Annotated in this window: 16 protein-coding genes and 1 pseudogene; 6 read left to right on the top strand and 11 right to left on the bottom strand. The window is 69.6% G+C overall.

Annotated features, from left to right (window positions below; all coding sequences use genetic code 11):
* Positions 1–61 precede the first annotated feature (61 nt).
* On the top strand, positions 62–553 hold the full coding sequence (locus PBV52_RS27395) for an inorganic diphosphatase (RefSeq protein WP_015658794.1): 492 nt from the start codon (positions 62–64) through the stop codon (positions 551–553).
* 118 nt (positions 554–671) lie between these two features.
* Positions 672–2,303, top strand: a complete 1,632-nt coding sequence (locus tag PBV52_RS27390; protein WP_274241740.1) for a threonine/serine exporter ThrE family protein — start codon at positions 672–674, stop codon at positions 2,301–2,303.
* 121 nt (positions 2,304–2,424) lie between these two features.
* Here PBV52_RS27390 and PBV52_RS27385 read toward each other — a convergent pair whose 3' ends face one another.
* The gene (locus PBV52_RS27385) at positions 2,425–3,441 is read right to left on the bottom strand and encodes a DedA family protein (RefSeq protein ID WP_274241738.1); all 1,017 of its coding nucleotides are present in this window, start codon (positions 3,439–3,441) and stop codon (positions 2,425–2,427) included.
* A 146-nt stretch (positions 3,442–3,587) separates the two neighbouring features.
* On the opposite strand from PBV52_RS27385, the gene PBV52_RS27380 reads away from it, so the two are divergent.
* On the top strand, positions 3,588–3,953 hold the full coding sequence (locus PBV52_RS27380; RefSeq protein ID WP_274241737.1) for a YbjQ family protein: 366 nt from the start codon (positions 3,588–3,590) through the stop codon (positions 3,951–3,953).
* Between the two features lie 32 nt (positions 3,954–3,985).
* Here the strand turns inward: PBV52_RS27380 and PBV52_RS27375 are convergent, their stop codons facing one another.
* Positions 3,986–4,747 (bottom strand): MerR family transcriptional regulator, encoded by a 762-nt coding sequence (locus tag PBV52_RS27375; protein WP_274241736.1) that lies wholly within the window; start codon positions 4,745–4,747, stop codon positions 3,986–3,988.
* Between the two features lie 110 nt (positions 4,748–4,857).
* Between PBV52_RS27375 and PBV52_RS27370 the strand changes: the two are divergent.
* Together PBV52_RS27370 and PBV52_RS27365 are read left to right on the top strand one after the other, a co-directional pair.
* Positions 4,858–5,967, top strand: a pseudogene (locus PBV52_RS27370) (ion channel protein); the annotation flags it as partial.
* A gap of 61 nt (positions 5,968–6,028) precedes the next feature.
* Complete coding sequence (locus PBV52_RS27365) at positions 6,029–7,441, top strand: glutamate decarboxylase (RefSeq protein WP_274241735.1); 1,413 nt, start codon at positions 6,029–6,031, stop codon at positions 7,439–7,441.
* Positions 7,442–7,466: 25 nt separating this feature from the next.
* On the opposite strand, the gene PBV52_RS27360 is transcribed toward PBV52_RS27365, so the two are convergent.
* The 5 genes from PBV52_RS27360 to PBV52_RS27340 form a co-directional block, all read right to left on the bottom strand.
* Positions 7,467–8,222, bottom strand: a complete 756-nt coding sequence (locus PBV52_RS27360) for an ABC transporter permease (RefSeq protein WP_274249612.1) — start codon at positions 8,220–8,222, stop codon at positions 7,467–7,469.
* A gap of 2 nt (positions 8,223–8,224) precedes the next feature.
* Complete coding sequence (locus PBV52_RS27355) at positions 8,225–9,190, bottom strand: ATP-binding cassette domain-containing protein (protein WP_274241733.1); 966 nt, start codon at positions 9,188–9,190, stop codon at positions 8,225–8,227.
* Positions 9,191–9,263: 73 nt separating this feature from the next.
* Positions 9,264–9,905 carry a PadR family transcriptional regulator gene (locus PBV52_RS27350; RefSeq protein ID WP_167517978.1) on the bottom strand — a complete coding sequence of 214 codons (642 nt, stop codon included), beginning with the start codon at positions 9,903–9,905 and terminating at the stop codon, positions 9,264–9,266.
* Positions 9,906–10,043: 138 nt separating this feature from the next.
* Positions 10,044–11,504, bottom strand: coding sequence for an aldehyde dehydrogenase family protein (locus tag PBV52_RS27345; protein ID WP_274241732.1), 1,461 nt, complete (start codon positions 11,502–11,504; stop codon positions 10,044–10,046).
* A 101-nt stretch (positions 11,505–11,605) separates the two neighbouring features.
* Positions 11,606–12,430, bottom strand: a complete 825-nt coding sequence (locus tag PBV52_RS27340) for a helix-turn-helix transcriptional regulator (protein ID WP_274249610.1) — start codon at positions 12,428–12,430, stop codon at positions 11,606–11,608.
* A gap of 333 nt (positions 12,431–12,763) precedes the next feature.
* Here PBV52_RS27340 and PBV52_RS27335 point away from each other — a divergent pair, with 333 nt between their 5' ends.
* The gene (locus PBV52_RS27335) at positions 12,764–13,309 is read left to right on the top strand and encodes an ATP-binding protein (RefSeq protein WP_373921910.1); all 546 of its coding nucleotides are present in this window, start codon (positions 12,764–12,766) and stop codon (positions 13,307–13,309) included.
* Between the two features lie 127 nt (positions 13,310–13,436).
* Here PBV52_RS27335 and PBV52_RS27330 read toward each other — a convergent pair whose 3' ends face one another.
* The 4 genes from PBV52_RS27330 to PBV52_RS27315 all read right to left on the bottom strand — a co-directional run bounded on the left by PBV52_RS27330 (position 13,437) and on the right by PBV52_RS27315 (position 16,154).
* Positions 13,437–13,715 (bottom strand): DUF397 domain-containing protein, encoded by a 279-nt coding sequence (locus PBV52_RS27330; RefSeq protein WP_274241730.1) that lies wholly within the window; start codon positions 13,713–13,715, stop codon positions 13,437–13,439.
* A 713-nt stretch (positions 13,716–14,428) separates the two neighbouring features.
* Positions 14,429–14,662: a 30S ribosomal protein S18 gene (gene rpsR, locus PBV52_RS27325; protein WP_274241729.1), complete on the bottom strand. Its 234-nt coding sequence runs from the start codon at positions 14,660–14,662 to the stop codon at positions 14,429–14,431.
* 6 nt (positions 14,663–14,668) lie between these two features.
* Complete coding sequence (locus PBV52_RS27320; protein ID WP_274249608.1) at positions 14,669–15,883, bottom strand: GTP-binding protein; 1,215 nt, start codon at positions 15,881–15,883, stop codon at positions 14,669–14,671.
* Between the two features lie 13 nt (positions 15,884–15,896).
* Positions 15,897–16,154, bottom strand: coding sequence for a type B 50S ribosomal protein L31 (locus PBV52_RS27315; protein WP_274241727.1), 258 nt, complete (start codon positions 16,152–16,154; stop codon positions 15,897–15,899).
* Positions 16,155–16,159 lie beyond the last annotated feature (5 nt).

The raw sequence follows: 16,159 nt of genomic DNA, 5'->3' as shown, positions 1-16,159 counted from the left end.
CACACCTGCGTGAGGGACACTTAACCACCAGAACTATGTGTTGATCATGGAGGAGCCACCGGTGGAGTTCGACGTCACGATCGAGATTCCGAAGGGTTCGCGGAACAAGTACGAGGTGGACCACGAGACCGGTCGGATCCGCCTGGACCGTCGCCTCTTCACCTCGACCGCCTACCCGACCGACTACGGCTTCGTCGAGAACACCCTCGGCGAGGACGGCGACCCGCTGGACGCGCTGGTCATCCTGGACGAGCCGACGTTCCCGGGCTGCCTCATCAAGTGCCGCGCGATCGGCATGTTCCGGATGACGGACGAGGCCGGCGGCGACGACAAGCTGCTGTGCGTGCCGGCGACGGACCCGCGCCAGGAGCACCTGCGTGACATCCACCACGTCTCCGAGTTCGACCGCCTGGAGATCCAGCACTTCTTCGAGGTCTACAAGGACCTGGAGCCCGGCAAGTCCGTCGAGGGCGCCGACTGGGTGGGCCGCACCGAGGCCGAGGCCGAGATCGAGCGGTCCTACAAGCGCTTCAAGGACCAGGGCGGCCACTGAGGCACCAGTTGGCTTCCAGCCAAGTGAATGGGCTGCACGCGTGCGCGTGCAGCCCATTCGCGTGTCTGTGCGCATACTGAGTGCGGCAGGAGGGTGTCGTACAGGGAGTGCTACGCACGTGACGGACGTGGAGGACCGCAAGCCGCAGTCGGACGAGGCGAGGATGGCCTTCACGCCACCCGCCGGTGTGGAGGTAGGGGACAGCGAGTCGGAGACGACGTCCGAGTTCGCCCTCCCCAAGGGGCTGGGCGTACCGCAGTCGCCGTCCCCGGAACCGGAGCGCTCGGCGTTCAGCACGCCGAGCCTCTACAGCGTCGAGGACGCCTCACCCGCGTTCACGCCCGCGACCGGCATACCGAAGATCAGCCTGACCAAGGACCTGCCCTGGCAGGACCGGATGCGGACGATGCTGCGCATGCCGGTGGCCGAGCGGCCCGCGCCGGAGCGGATGCCGAAGGCGGAGGAGGAGGGTCCGGCCGTCCCGCGCGTGCTCGACCTGACCCTGCGTATCGGCGAGCTGCTGCTGGCGGGCGGTGAGGGCGCGGAGGACGTCGAGGCGGCGATGTTCGCGGTCTGCCGGTCCTACGGCCTGGACCGCTGCGAGCCGAACGTCACCTTCACCCTGCTGTCGATCTCGTACCAGCCGTCGCTGGTGGACGATCCGGTGTCGGCGTCCCGCACGGTGCGGCGGCGCGGCACCGACTACACGCGCCTGGCCGCCGTGTACCAGCTCGTCGACGACCTCAGCGACCCGGAGAGCCACATCTCCCTGGAGGAGGCCTACGGGCGCCTCGCGGAGATGCGCCGCAACCGGCACCCGTACCCGACCTGGGTGCTGACCGGAGCGAGCGGGCTGCTCGCGGGGGCGGCCTCCGTGCTGGTCGGCGGTGACGTGATCGTCTTCATCGCGGCCATGCTGGGCGCGATGCTCGGCGACCGGCTGGCGTGGCTGTGCGCGGGGCGCGGGCTGCCGGAGTTCTACCAGTTCACGGTGGCCGCGATGCCGCCGGCTGCGATCGGGGTCGCGCTGACGCTGGCGCACGTCGACGTGAAGGCCTCCGCGGTCATCACCGGTGGACTGTTCGCGCTGCTGCCCGGACGGGCGCTCGTCGCGGGCGTGCAGGACGGGCTGACCGGCTTCTACATCACCGCGGCCGCGCGCCTGCTGGAGGTCATGTACTTCTTCGTCGGCATCGTCGTCGGTGTGCTGGTGATCCTGTACCTCGGCGTGAACCTGGGCGCCGGCCCCGACCCCGACGCGCTGCTGAACATCTCCGAGCGGCCGTACTGGCAGATCGGCGCGTCGATGCTGCTGTCGCTGACCTTCGCGGTGCTGCTCCAGCAGGAACGGTCCACCGTGCTGGCCGTGACCCTCAACGGCGGCGTCGCCTGGGTCGTGTACGGCGCGCTGCACTACGCCGGTGAGCTGTCGCCGGTTGCCTCTACGGCCGTTGCGGCGGGGTTGGTGGGGTTGTTCGGGCAGCTGATGGCGCGGTATCGGTTCGCGTCGGCGTTGCCGTACACCACCGCGGCGATCGGGCCCCTGTTGCCAGGGTCCGCCACGTATTTCGGGCTGTTGTCGATCGCTCAGAACAAGGTGGATGCGGGGCTTGTTTCGTTGGCCACGGCGGCTTCTTTGGCCATGGCCATCGCTATTGGGGTGAACCTCGGGTCTGAGATCTCGCGGTTGTTCTTGCGGATCGGGTCGCCCGAGAAGCGGCGGGCTGCCAAGCGGACGCGGGGATTCTGAGCGCCGGGTGCCTAGTAGCTCGGGGGCTTGTGACCGACGGCGGCCGCAGGTTGTGTGTGGCTTGTCGCGCCCACGCGGCGGAGCCGCATATCGATACAGCCCCGCGCCCCTTGAGAGCGCTTCAGTAGCCCTGATTCGGCGGGTACTGCTGGTTCTGCCGGCCGTAGCCCTGGGGGTACTGCTGGGCGTACGGCTGCTGGGGCTGCTGGTCGTAGTACTGCTGGTCGTAGCCGTACTGCTGCTGGCCCTGGTCGCCATACGGCTGCTGGCCCTGGTTGTTGCCGTACTGCTGCTGGCCCTGGTCGCCATACGGCTGCTGGCCCTGGTTGTTGCCGTACTGCTGCTGGCCCTGGTCGCCATACGGCTGCTGGCCCTGGTTGTTGCCGTACTGCTGCTGGCCTTGGTCGCCGTACGGCTGCTGGGGCTGGTCGTCCGACGGGATGCGGCGGAGCTGGGTCGTGGCGTCGTCCATCGGCGGGGCCTGCTGGGTCCGTGCGGCGGGAGCCTGCGCGGCCGCGCGCTTCTTCTTGGAGCGCTCCCGCAGGTACTCGATGATGATCGGGACCACGGAGACGAACACGATGAGGACGAGGATCGCCTCGACGTTCTTGTTGATGAAGTCGATCTGGCCGAGCCAGTAGCCCGCGAGGGTGACGCCGGTGCCCCAGGCGACGCCGCCGATGACGTTGTACGTGAGGAACGTGCGGTACTGCATGCGGCCGGCGCCCGCCACGATGGGGGCGAAGGTGCGCACGATCGGGACGAAGCGGGCGAGGACGATCGCCTTGGGGCCGTACTTCTCCATGAACTCGTGCGCCTTGTCCAGGTTCTCCTGTTTGAAGAGCTTGGAGTTGGGGCGGTTGAAGAGCTTCGGGCCCAGGAACTTGCCGATCATGTAGCCGACTTGGTCGCCGATGACGGCGGCCAGGACGATGAGGGTGCAGACCAGCCACAGGGGCTGGCTGATGTACTGCCCCTGGGCCACGAAGAGGCCCGCCGTGAACAGCAGCGAATCACCGGGCAGGAACGCGAAGAGACCGGACTCGGCGAAGACGATCAGCAGGATGCCGGGGAGGCTGAAGGTCTCGATCAGGTAGTTCGGGTCGAGCCACTCGGGGCCGAGCGCAAGCGTGGTCACGGGATTGTGGCTCCTGCGGGGTGGGGGCGGGCTGGCTGAGGCTGGCTGAGGCTGGCTGCTCAAAGTATCAACGCTGCACTGGCCGCCCAGGTTCCATGGACCCCCTCAGGATGCACTGTGCCCCTGCTGGGACAAAGCTGTGATTCATGGGCATCGAAGAGTACGGCGGCGGGCAGGGACCCCAGCCCGACGTCCTGGTAGTGACCACCAATGACATTCCCGGTTACCGGGTCACCGAGGTTCTCGGCGAGGTCTTCGGACTGACGGTGCGCTCGCGGCACCTCGGCAGTCAGATCGGCGCCGGGCTGAAGTCGTTGGTCGGCGGTGAGCTCAAGGGGCTCACCAAGACCCTCGTGGAGACCCGTAACCAGGCCATGCAGCGGCTCGTCGAGCAGGCACGCGCGCGTGGGGCGAATGCCGTGCTGGCGTTCCGCTTCGATGTCTCGGAGGCCGCGGACGTGGGCACCGAGGTGTGCGCCTACGGGACCGCGGTGGTCCTGGCCCGGGAGTAGGCCGTAGGCCCATAGGGCTCCCGGGCCAGGTATCACGAGGTGTGACGGGCCGCGTTGGCGAGGATCGCGTCCTTCAGGTAGGCCGCGAGACCGGGCTTGGCCTTGTCGATGTTCCGGGTGAACCGCTCGTCCGCGACATACATCTCGCCGAGACAGGCGTGCATCTCGTACCCGCAGTCGTAGTGATTGCGGGAGATCCCCTGGCGGTGCTCCTCGGCGGCGTCCATGGCCGCCTCGGAGTCCGCCGGCTCACCGGCCTCCATAAGCGCCACAAAACGCCGGGTGAGCTCGTCGGCCTCGCGCTGGATCCGCAGCCAGTCCTCCTTGGTGTACGAGGCCGTCCGCTGCTGCGACTGCCGATAGGCATCGGTGTCGCCCCAGCGCTCCTGCACCTCGTCCTCGTACTGGTCCGGGTCGAAGTCCCCGAACACCTCGAACTTCTCCTCCGGCGTCAGATTGATCCCCATCTTGCGTGCCTCCATGGCGTGCTCCACGGCCGCCGCCATCTTCTGCAGCTTCTCGATCCGGGCGGTCAGCAGCTCGTGCTGCCGGCGCAGGTGTGCGCGCGGGTCCGCGTCCGGGTCGTCGAGCAGGGCGGCGACCTCCTCGAGCGGGAAGCCGAGCTCGCGGTAGAACAGGATCTGCTGCAGCCGGTCGAGGTCGGCGTCGCTGTAGCGCCGGTGGCCCGCGTGGCTGCGCTCGCCGGGTGCGAGCAGGCCGATGTCGTCGTAGTGGTGCAGGGTGCGCACCGTCACTCCGGCGAAGCCGGCGACCTGTCCCACGGAGTAGCTCACTTCCGCTCCCTTCTCGGTACGCACTCCACGGTGCGTCCTCACGCGACGTGAGGTGCAAGCCCGTTTTCCCTCCGGGTGTCGCGCCCGTTTTGCCCGTTTATCGTGAGCCCGTGGCCCAGGACACCGTGCAGCAGTTACCCGCCGCCGCCCCGGCGACCCCGGCCCGCGCGCTGCTGCCGTTGATCCTCCCCGCTCTCGTGGCGGGCACGGGCGCGAGTCTGCTCCTCCTCGGGGTGAGCGTGGCGGCCGAGGAGCTCCAGGACGTGCTGTGGGGGAACCTGCCGGAGGCGCTGGGGGTGGGCCGGCACTCCGCGCTGTGGATGCTGGTCATGCTCACGGCGACCGGCGTGGCGGTCGGGCTGGTGGTGTGGAAGGTGCCGGGGCATGCCGGACCCGACCCGGCCACCACCGGCCTTGACGCGCCCGTGCTGCCGCCCGCCGTGCTGCCGGGGCTGGTGCTGGCGACTGCGCTGGTGCTCGCCGGCGGGCCGAGTCTCGGCCCCGAGAACCCGATCATCGCCGTGAACGTGGGGCTCGCCTTCTGGCTGAGCCGGCGGCTGGTTCCCCGGGCGCCGGGCGGCCTGTGGGCGGCGCCGGCGGAGGCGGCGACGATCGGCGCCCTGTTCGGTACGCCGGTGGCGGCGGCGCTGCTCCTGTCCGAGGCCCTGGCCGGGCGGCAGCTGAAGGGGGCGCTGTGGGACAACGTCTTCGCGCCGCTCGTCGCCGCCGCCGCGGGCGCGCTGACGACCACCCTGGTGGCGCATCCGAGCTTCGCTCTGCACCTGCCCGCTTTCGGCCGGCCCGGTTGGGGCGATCTGCTGGCGGCTCTGGTGATCGCGTCCGCCGCCGCGCTGCTCGGCATGTGCGCCGTCCACGCCTTCCCGTACGTCCACGGCGCGTTCGCGCGGCTGGGGCATCCGATGGCGGCGCTGCCGGTGGGCGGGCTGCTGCTGGGCCTGCTCGCCGCGCTGGGCGGCCATCTCACGCTCTTCAAGGGGCTGGACGAGGTGTTCGTCGGCGCCGCCCTCGGGCTGTGCGCCCACGCCCTCGTGCCCGCCGTCCATCCCGCCGTCGGCGTCGCCTGCGGCGTGCTGGGCATGCTCCTCGCCATCACCTCACCGACGATCATCGCCCTGCTGTGCATGGCCTCGCTGCCGGCCTGGCTGCTGGTGACCGGACGCCCCCAGATGCAGCTGCGCGACGACGGAACCCCGGTCCGCTGCCCCCACCGACCCCCGCCGACCCCCATCGACCCCCTTCAGGAGACTCAGGAGAAAGCCCATGCCGCTACACAAAGGCCCCGAGGAGCCCGACGAGCGCCCGCTGTCCGTCAACCCCTTCTACGGGGAGGCGAATCCGGTCGGCGGCATGACGCAGGCCCCGCCCAAGCACCGGCTGCCGGACGCTCCCCTGTCACCCTCGACGGCGTACCAGCTCGTCCACGACGAGCTGATGCTGGACGGCAACTCCCGGCTCAATCTCGCCACCTTCGTCACCACCTGGATGGAGCCGCAGGCCGGGGTCCTGATGGGCGAGTGCCGGGACAAGAACATGATCGACAAGGACGAGTACCCGCGCACCGCCGAGTTGGAGCGGCGCTGTGTGGCGATGCTCGCCGACCTGTGGAACGCCCCCGACCCCTCGGCGGCCATGGGGTGTTCGACGACCGGGTCGAGCGAGGCGTGCATGCTCGCCGGGATGGCTCTCAAGCGGCGCTGGGCGCAGCGCAACGCCGACCGCTACCCCGCCCACGACGTCCGCCCCAATCTGGTCATGGGCGTCAACGTCCAGGTCTGCTGGGACAAGTTCTGCAACTTCTGGGAGGTGGAGGCCCGGCAGGTCCCCATGGAGGGCGACCGCTTCCACCTCGATCCGCAGGCGGCGGCCGCACTGTGCGACGAGAACACCATCGGGGTCGTCGGCATCCTCGGCTCCACCTTCGACGGCTCCTACGAGCCGATCGCCGACCTGTGCGCCGCCCTCGACGAACTCCAGGAACGCACCGGCCTCGACATCCCGGTGCACGTCGACGGCGCGTCCGGCGCCATGGTCGCGCCCTTCCTGGACGAGGACCTGGTCTGGGACTTCCGGCTGCCGAGGGTGGTCTCCATCAACACCTCGGGGCACAAGTACGGGCTGGTCTACCCCGGTGTCGGCTGGGCGCTGTGGCGCGACAAGGCGGCCCTGCCCGAGGAACTCGTCTTCCACGTCAACTACCTGGGCGGCGACATGCCGACCTTCGCGCTCAACTTCTCCCGGCCCGGCGCCCAGGTCGTCGCGCAGTACTACACCTTCCTGCGCCTCGGCCGCGAGGGTTACCGGGCCGTGCAACAGACCACCAGGAACGTCGCCCGAGGCATCGCCGAACGCGTCGAGGCCCTCGACGACTTCCGGCTGCTGACCCGGGGCGACGAGCTCCCGGTGTTCGCCTTCACGACCCGGCCGGACGTGACGGCCTACGACGTCTTCGACGTCTCCCGGCGGCTGCGCGAGAAGGGCTGGCTGGTCCCCGCGTACGCCTTCCCGCCGCACCGCGAGGACCTGTCCGTCCTGCGGGTGGTCTGCCGCAACGGCTTCTCCGCCGACCTCGCCGAGCTGTTCGTGGAGGACCTGAGCCAGCTGCTGCCGGAGCTGCGCCGGCAGCCGCAGCCCCTGACGCGGGACAAGGGCGCGGCAACCGGCTTCCACCACTAAAGCGTGGGGCGGCCCCCGACGGCTGCTAACGGCTCAGGCGCGCGAACCGCCGTACCGCCAACGGGAAGAACACGGCCAGGAGCGCCAACGGCCATACGATCGCCGCCGCCACGTGCTCCGTGCCCGTACCGCCGAACAGGTCCCGCACGGCGGTCGCCGTGTGCGACATCGGGTTCCACTCGACGACCGTGCCCAGCCAGCCGGGCATGGTCCCGGGGAGGGTGAGGGCGTTGGACAGGAAGCCGATCGGCCAGACCAGGATCTGCACCGCCTGCACCATCTCCGGCTTGCCGGCCACCAGCGCCAGGTGGATGCCGATCCACAGCATGGCGAACCGGAAGAACAGGAGAAGCCCTACGGCGCCCAGGAAGGCGCCCAGGCCGCCGTCCGCGCGCCAGCCGAGCGCGTACCCGACGCCCATGAGGACGAACAGGGCCAGCGCCGACTGGAGCATGTCGGCGACCGAACGGCCCACGAGCACCGCCCCGTTGGCCATGGGCATGGACCGGAAGCGGTCGACCACGCCCTTGTTGAGGTCCTGGGTGACGGCGATCATCGTGCCCTCGAGGCCGAAGGCCATGGTGAGCGCGAGCATGCCGGGGACGAGATAGTCGACGTAGGAGCCCTGGACGCCCCGGCCGCCGCCGATGAGGTAGCCGAACATCAGCAGCAGCATCACGGGGAAGACCAGGTTGACCACGACCTGGACGGGTTGCCGCGCCCAGTGGGCGAGTTCGCGGCGGGTCATGGTCCAGGAGTCGGTCAGGGCGTAGGTGCTCATGCTCATGCGGGCTCCTTGACTCGGCGGTCGTCTCCCGTGAGGTGCAGGAACACCTCGTCCAGCGTCGGCCGGCGCAGCGCCACGTCCTCCGCCTCGATTCCGGCCTCCTCCAGAGCCCGTACGACGCCGGAGAGCGCCGCCATCCGGTCGGTGACCGGGGCGCTGAGCAGGCGGCGGTCGGGGTCGACGCAGACGTCGTCCTTCGGTACGGGCAACAGGGCGACGGCCGCGCCCAGGTGGCCGGCGTCGCGCAGGACGACGTCGATGCGGTCTCCGCCGGTCAGCGCCTTGAGCTCGTCCGCCGTGCCGTCGGCGATGACGCGGCCGGCGTCGACGACCGAGATGCGGTCGGCGAGCTGGTCGGCCTCCTCCAGGTACTGGGTGGTGAGCAGGACCGTCGTGCCGCCGCCGACCAGGGAGCGGACCGCGGACCAGACCTCGGCGCGGCCGCGCGGGTCGAGGCCGGTGGTGGGTTCGTCCAGGAAGAGCACCTCCGGGTCGGTGATGAGCGAGGCCGCCAGGTCCAGTCGCCGGCGCATGCCGCCGCTGTACTGCTTCACCGGCTTGCGGCCGGTGTCGGCCAGGCCGAAGCGCTCCAGGAGCTCTGCGGCGCGCACGCGCGCGTGGCGGGCGCCCAGGTGGTAGAGGCGGCCGAACATCTCCAGGTTCTGGTGGCCGCCCAGCTCCTCGTCCAGGGCGGCGTGCTGGCCGAGGAGCCCGATGCGCAGGCGTACGTCATACGCCTGGCGCACGACATCGTGCCCCGCTACTTCCACGCGACCGCTGTCCGGCCGCAGGAGGGTGGACAGGATCCGGACCAGGGTCGTCTTGCCCGCGCCGTTCGGCCCGAGCACTGCGTGCACGGTGCCGCGCGCGACCGTGAGGTCGAGCCCGTCCAGTGCGTATCTGCCGGCTGTGCCGCCGTACTTCTTGCGTGCCTTTTCGACGGTGATCGCCGTGTCGGCCACTGAGACCCCCTTGCTAGTCAAACTTGACTAGCAGCTCGAAGCTAATACCCCGCACTCGATTGGTCAAACTTGATTAGCGGCCATCCTCCGGATGTCGCTCCCCCGTCGCGTACGGGTTCTCCTGATCCTCGGCCAGGACGCCCACGAACGGGTCGCCCTCGCCGGTGAACGTGTAAGCGCCCCGCTCGAGCCGCTCGATCAGCCCGCTGGTCCACTCACCTTCGGAATCCGCCGTGTGGACCCACATGTTCATGATCTCGCCGATGTGGCCGAGTTGCTCGGGCCCGTCCTCGGGCACGTAGTGGGCCACTACGGAGGCCCGCCACTCCTCGATCCGCCGGGTCCGCTCCTTCAGGAGCGTCACCGCTTCGGCCCTCGGCAGGTCGACCATGAAGCCGAGGGCCGCCGTCTTCACGTCTCCCCGCTGGTCGTACGTGACCAGCGCCTCCCGCAGGAGTGCGAAGTACTCCTCGGTGCCCGCGTCCGTGAGTTCGTACTCCACGCGCGGCGGGCCGCCCGCCGTGGACGGCGCGATCTCGTGCGCGTGCAGCAGCCCCTGCTTCGCCATCTGCTTCAGGGCGTGGTAGATCGAGCCGGGCTTGGCGTTGGACCACTCGTGCGCGCCCCAGTACTCCAGGTCATTGCGCACCTGGTACCCATGGGCCCGCCCGTGCTGCCGGACCGCGCCGAGCACGAGGAGACGGATCGCTGACATGCGGTCCAGGTTAGGGCCGCGGCGGGCTGGGGCCGAGGTCAGCCCCGGGCGGCTTCGAGCCGGGCTCGGCGTACAGAGCAGACATGCGCCCAGTGTGCACCTGGAGGCATGTCTGCTCGCGGCACCAAAGCGGCCCGCTCAGAACGGGAACCCGCTCCTGCCGTGCTGCACCGAGATCCACTTGATCGTCGTGAACGAGTCCAGCATCGTCTCGCCGTTCAGGCGGCCGAGGCCGGAGTGCTTCTCGCCGCCGAAGGGGACGATCGGCTCGTCGTGGACCGTGCCGTCGTTCACGTGGAACATGCCGGTGTCGATCTGCTTGGCGAAGTTCACGCCCCGCTCGATGTTCCCGGTGTGGACGGCGCCGCTCAGGCCGTACGGGGTGTCGTTGACGAGGCGTACGGCCTCCTCCTCGCCGTCGAACGGGATGAGGAAGGCGACCGGGCCGAAGACCTCCTGCTGGAGCAGGGCCGAGTCGGCGGGGACGTCGGTCAGGACCGAGGGCTCGACCAGGTTGTCCGTCGTCGTGCCGTGCACCAGGGCCGTCGCGCCCTCGGCGATCGCCTGCGCGACCGTGGCCGAGATCGCTTCCGCCTGGGAGGCGTTGATGACCGGGCCGATGACGGTCTGCGGGTCGCGCGGGTCGCCGGCCTTGAGGGTCTTCACCTTGGCGACGAACTTCTCGGTGAACTCGTCCGCGACCGAGCGGTCCACGAGGACCCGGTTCGCGGCCATGCAGACCTGGCCCTGGTGGACGTACCGGCTGAAGACCGCCGCGTCGACCGCGTAGTCGATGTCGGCGTCGTCGAGGACCACCAGCGCGCTGTTGCCGCCGAGTTCGAGGACCGAGCGCTTGAAGAGCGAGGCGCAGATGGTAGCGACGTGACGGCCGACCTTGTCGGAGCCGGTGAAGGAGATGACCTTCGGGATCGGGTGCTCGATGAAGGCGTCGCCGATCTCCGCGATGTCCGTGATGACGACGTTGAGGAGACCGGCGGGCAGGCCCGCGTCCTCGAAGATCTTCGCGACCAGGGAGCCACCGCAGATCGGGGTGTTCTGGTGCGGCTTGAGGACCACGCCGTTGCCGAGCGCGAGGGCCGGGGCGACCGACTTGATGGAGAGCAGGAGGGGGAAGTTGAAGGGGCTGATGACGCCCACGACGCCCACCGGAACGCGGTAGACGCGGTTCTCCTTGCCGTCCGTCGGCGACGGGATGATCTTGCCCTCGGGGCGCAGCGCCAGGTGGATCGCCTCGCGCAGGAACTCCTTGGCGAGGTGGAGTTCGAAGGCCGCCTTCAGCCGGGTGCCGCCGAGCTCGGCGATGATCGCCTCGGCGATCTCCTGCTCGCGGTCCTCTATCAGGCGCAGCGCCTTCTCGAAGACGGCACGGCGGGCGTAGGGATTGGTCGCGGCCCACTGCTTCTGGGCGCGGGCGGCCGCCTTGTAGGCGTCGTCCACCTCGTCGACCGTGGCTATGGTGATCGACGCCAGCTTCTCGCCGTCGTACGGGTTGAAGTCGATGATGTCCCAGGAGCCTGTACCCGGGCGCCACTCACCGTCGATGTACTGCTGAGCCAGGTCGGTGAAGTAGGACGACATGTGATCCCTCAATCCCTAGCGGACACCCGATCGACTGATCGCGGAAGCTAGATCGCCTTGATCGTCTTCACGGTCTGATCACACGTCATCGTACTTGCGTTTCAAGAGAGTTGAAGGAGTCCCCGGAGAAGGTCACGGCTCTCGTCCGGCCCCGGACTGTCCTGCTGAAGCTCCTTGAGCGCCTTCTCGTACTGGGCGACGTCCTCGTGCTTGTCGAGGTAGAGCGCGCTGGTGAGCTGTTCCACGTAGACGACGTCCGAGAGGTCGGACTCGGGGAAGCTGAGGATGGTGAAGGCACCGGACTCGCCGGAGTGGCCGCCGAAGCTGAACGGCATGATCTGCAGCCGCACGTTCGGGCGCTCGGAGACCTCGATCAGATGCTGGAGCTGGCCGCGCATGACCTCGCGGTCGCCGTAGGGACGGCGCAGGGCGGCCTCGTCCAGGACGATGTGGAACTCGGGAGCGCTCTCGGAGACGAGGTACTTCTGCCGCTCCAGGCGCAGCGCGACCCGCTTCTCGACGTCGGCCTGGCTCGCGCCCTGCATACCGCGCCGCACGACCGCGCGCGCGTACGCCTCGGTCTGCAACAGGCCGTGCACGAACTGCACTTCGTACGCGCGGATGAGGCTGGCCGCGCCCTCCAGGCCGACATAGGTGGGGAACCAGCTGGGCAGCACGTCCGAGTAACTGTGCCACCAGCCCGCGACGTTGGCCTCGCGGGCCAGGGAGAGCAGCGAGTTGCGCTCGACCTCGTCCGTGATGCCGTACAGCGTCAACAGGTCTTCGACGTCTCGCGTCTTGAAGCTCACCCGGCCCAGCTCCATCCGGCTGATCTTCGACTCCGAGGCGCGGATCGAGTAACCCGCCGCCTCGCGCGTGATCCCGCGCGCTTCCCGCAGTCGCCTCAGTTGCGAGCCGAGCAGCATGCGCCGCACCACCGATCCGGGCTCTCCCGCGCTCACGTTCGCCAGCCTCCCCAACCGTCTTCAGGGCCCGCAGTCTGCCACTAAATCACTTCGAGCAGTACTCGTCCGATTACAGAGAAGGAAAGAAGACAAGGATTCCTCTCAGGGAGGAGTAAGCGGAAGGCAAGGAGAGGGAGTGAAGTTGGCGGAAAAAATGGCCAACAAGCGGTACGGGAACGTCCAATTCGGTCACGTGCACGTGCATCTGCCCTTGCATCTGCTCTGCGCATCGGAAACCATGGTCCCGCGCAACCGCTGCATCGCAACGACCGCGAACTCCCGGGAGTGCCTCGCATGGGGACGAATGGATCGACCATGCTCGAGCCGTTACGGCAGGGCCTTCCGCCGCTGGATCCCGCAGCCGTCTCCAACGCCGCCTCCTGCGCTCTGCCCGCCCGCTACGAAGCGGTGCGCGAGGCACGGCAGTTCACGCGCCGCACCCTTGACCAGTGGGAACTGGGCTATCGCTTCGACGACGTCTGCCTCGTGGTCTCCGAGCTGGTGACCAATGCGCTGCGGCATGCGCTGCCGGCGGGTGCACAGCGAATAGCCGAGCAGGCGCCGCCCGTGCGGCTGCATCTGATGCGGTGGACCGAGCGGCTGGTGTGCGCGGTGCGCGATCCCAGCCATGACAGTCCGGTCGCGCGCGATTCCGACGACTTCTCGGCGGAGTCGGGGCGGGGATTGTTCCTTGTCGACTCCTTCAGTGACAGCTGGGGGTGGCATCCGCTGGCGGGGACGCTGAGCGGGAAGGTGGTCTGGGCGTTGTTCCGGCTGCAGGCGGGGCAGGCCGCGGGGGCGGTGTCGGGGGCGGCCTCGGGGGCGGGGCCGGCGGACTGATGAACCGCGGTGCTCGATCCTGTCGCGGTTCTACGCGCGTTGCTGCTGTGCTTGGCGCCGAATGTCCTGAGTTGCACCCGCGATTGCAGCCGGTTGTGCCTGGTTGCGCGGCCTGACCTGCCAGGCGTCAGCCCACGACCAAGTGGTCGAACTCGCCGTCCTTGACGCCGAGGAGCATCGCCTCGATCTCGGCGCGGGTGTAGACGAGGGCCGGGCCGTCCGGGAAGCGCGAGTTGCGTACCGCCACGTCTCCGCCGGGCAGCCGCGCGAACTCCACACAGGAGCCCTGCGAGTTGCTGTGCCTGCTCTTCTGCCAGGCCACCCCGTTCAGATCCGTGGCTGCCATGCCGTTGTACACGTCGTGGTCCACAGGTCGCTCCCCGGTGGTGCGGTGGCTCGAGGCCATTGATGCGAGAGGTGGTGCAGTGATGAGCAGTGATGTGCAGTGGTGGTGCGGAGGTCAACTGCTCCCGGATCATAGCTCTGTTCACGTGCAGCTGCGCGAGCAGATGCACGTGCACGGGGGGTGTTCCTGCGGTTACTCCTGTGACGTACGCGGACCTACATGCGTTCCAGCGCATGCCCCAGGGATCGCATCACATGCGTCTGTCGGCCGCCGCTCATGGTCGTCCTGGGCATCGGCTGAGCGGGGCGTCCGGATCGAATCCCTCGTGTCTTAGGAACAGACGCGTTCCGCGGCCTTCTTGTTCCACATTTCAAGTGGCAGTCCGGGCGGTGGAGTTGGCCGGAGTGCGGGGGCCGCCGGCAGTGGGGGCGGGGATGCCTGCGGCGGCCCGTGCGGACGCCTTCGGCGGTGGGGCGGGAGTGCCTGCGGCGGCCTGTGCGGGTGGGGTGGGGGTGCGCGTAGCGCGTGCGGTTCGGTGGGTGGGTCGGGGCCGTGCCGGAGGGTGTCCGTCCTCGGTCGGGCGGTTGCCGTTGGGCTAGAGGTGCCGTGTCTTGACGCCCGCCGCTGCGGGCGGACACCCCCCGGCACGTCCCCTTCCCGCCGTACGCGGGTGCTGCGCCGCGGGGGTGCGGACGAGAGCGCAGCATCCCTGGCAGGCCTCAACGCCGGTCCGTGCAGTTCAGCCCGTCCGGCGTTTGAGGAGTGGGGCGGTCTCAGCGGCTCGCGTACGGGAGCAGTGCCATTTCCCTTGCGTTCTTGATGGCCCTGGCCAGCTGCTTCTGCTGCTGGGCCGTGATTCGGGTGACGCGGCGGCTGCGGATCTTGCCGCGGTCGGAGATGAACTTCCGCAGGAGGTCGGTGTCCTTGTAGTCGATGTAGGTGATCTTGGCCTGGTCCAGGGGGTTGGGGCGGTTCTTGGCCGGCTTGCGTTCGGGCTTGCGGGGCATGGGGAGTCAGACCTCCAGGAGGGTGTCGAAGGCGGGCGGGAGTTGTTTCCAGGCGTCGCGGCCGGCGGCGTACTCGGCGTCGGTCAGGAGGCAGGATTCGAGGAGTTGCTCCAGGCCGTCGCGGTCCAGGGCGGGGGACGTGAAGACCAGGTGCTGGCAGCAGTCGCCGTGCTCGGGGTGCCAGTCCAGCGCGGCGGCGGCCCGGCGGACCGGCGGGACCATGTCCCAGGCCGCGTCGGGCAGCGAGGCGAGCCAGGGACCCGCGCTCTCCACGCACAGGGCGCCCCCTGCGGCGTCCCAGTGGAGCAGGACGTCGGGCTTGTCGGCGAGCCAGAAGCGGCCCCGGCTGCGGGCGGCTGCGCAGGTCAGGTCCTCCAGCGCCTCGTACAGCCGCTCGGGGTGGAAGGGGCGGCGGCGGTGCCAGACGAGGGTGGCGACCCCGTGCGCGTCGGCCTCGGCGGGGAGCAGGGCGCACGCCGGGTGCTGGGCGGCGGCGGCCGACTCGACGTCGAAGCCGGCCAGGGCCGCCTGAGAGAGAGGGGAGAGCCGGCGGCGGCGAGGGGGCGGAACCGTCAGGTCGTCGGCGGCCGTGGGTGACCCGGGGGCGGGTGCGTCCGCCGGGTCGCTGTGGGCGATCGGGACCTGGCGCGCCGTGGGGTGGAGTTGGGCGAGCAGCTCGCGGTCCTCGTCGTCGGCCTCCTGGGAGTCGGTGATGGCGAGGACGGGGGCGTACTCCAGCTGGCGCGCGAAGGTGTCGGCGACCGTGCGCTGGTCGGTCGGCGCGGCCGCCAGGCCCCGCTCGGCCAGGTCGTCGCCGTTGCCCAGGTAGGGCAGGACCAGCGCCGGGTCGACCGCGGTGATCACGCCGGTGAGCGTGAGCCCGCCCGACGTGACCACCTCGGCCATGGCCTTGGGCTCGACCGAGTCCCACAGTTCGACGATCGCCATACGGGTGCCGCCGGTGTCCCGGAGCCGGATCAGCTCCGGCACCAGGTCCTCGCGCAGGGCGCAGCAGGCGCAGTCGTTGACGAGGGGCGTCTCGCCGGCGGTCACGATTCCGGCGGCGTCGCGGATCGTGCGGACGACCGTGCCGGCGGTGGCCGTCGCCAGGTCGTGGTGGAGTACGACGCTGTCGGGGACGTCGGCGAGCAGTTGCGCCACGGCCGCCCTGCGGGCGTCGGCGTGCAGCCCGCCGACGATCACGACGGAGAGCCCGGACATCACAGCCACGTCGTCAGCCCTGCTTCCCGTACCGGCGCTCGAAGCGCTCCACGCGGCCGGCGGTGTCCAGGACGCGGGCCGTGCCGGTGTAGAAGGGGTGGCTGACGTTCGAGATCTCGACGTCGACGACCGGGTAGGTGTTGCCGTCCTCCCACTCGATCGTCTTGCCGGTGGGCACACCGGCGAGGGTGGAGCGGGTCAGGAAGGCGTGGTTCGCGGCGCGGTCGCGGAAGACGACGGGGCCGTAGGGCGGGTGGATTCCGTTGCGCATGGCGG

The organism is Streptomyces sp. T12, from assembly GCF_028736035.1.
In the GTDB taxonomy this organism is placed as follows: Bacteria; Actinomycetota; Actinomycetes; order Streptomycetales; family Streptomycetaceae; genus Streptomyces.
This window is presented reverse-complemented; position numbering and strand designations above follow the sequence as displayed.

Excerpts from the sequence above, each read along its gene's own strand:
- PBV52_RS27380 (WP_274241737.1), top strand. The coding sequence starts at position 3,588 with ATGGGCATCGAAGAGTACGGCGGCGGGCAGGGACCCCAGCCCGACGTC.
- PBV52_RS27365 (WP_274241735.1), top strand. The coding sequence starts at position 6,029 with ATGCCGCTACACAAAGGCCCCGAGGAGCCCGACGAGCGCCCGCTGTCC.
- PBV52_RS27360 (WP_274249612.1), bottom strand. The coding sequence starts at position 8,222 with ATGAGCACCTACGCCCTGACCGACTCCTGGACCATGACCCGCCGCGAA.
- PBV52_RS27350 (WP_167517978.1), bottom strand. The coding sequence starts at position 9,905 with ATGTCAGCGATCCGTCTCCTCGTGCTCGGCGCGGTCCGGCAGCACGGG.
- PBV52_RS27345 (WP_274241732.1), bottom strand. The coding sequence starts at position 11,504 with ATGTCGTCCTACTTCACCGACCTGGCTCAGCAGTACATCGACGGTGAG.
- PBV52_RS27340 (WP_274249610.1), bottom strand. The coding sequence starts at position 12,430 with ATGCTGCTCGGCTCGCAACTGAGGCGACTGCGGGAAGCGCGCGGGATC.
- PBV52_RS27335 (WP_373921910.1), top strand. The coding sequence starts at position 12,764 with ATGGGGACGAATGGATCGACCATGCTCGAGCCGTTACGGCAGGGCCTT.
- PBV52_RS27330 (WP_274241730.1), bottom strand. The coding sequence starts at position 13,715 with ATGGCCTCGAGCCACCGCACCACCGGGGAGCGACCTGTGGACCACGAC.
- rpsR (WP_274241729.1), bottom strand. The coding sequence starts at position 14,662 with ATGCCCCGCAAGCCCGAACGCAAGCCGGCCAAGAACCGCCCCAACCCC.
- PBV52_RS27320 (WP_274249608.1), bottom strand. The coding sequence starts at position 15,883 with ATGTCCGGGCTCTCCGTCGTGATCGTCGGCGGGCTGCACGCCGACGCC.
- PBV52_RS27315 (WP_274241727.1), bottom strand. The coding sequence starts at position 16,154 with ATGCGCAACGGAATCCACCCGCCCTACGGCCCCGTCGTCTTCCGCGAC.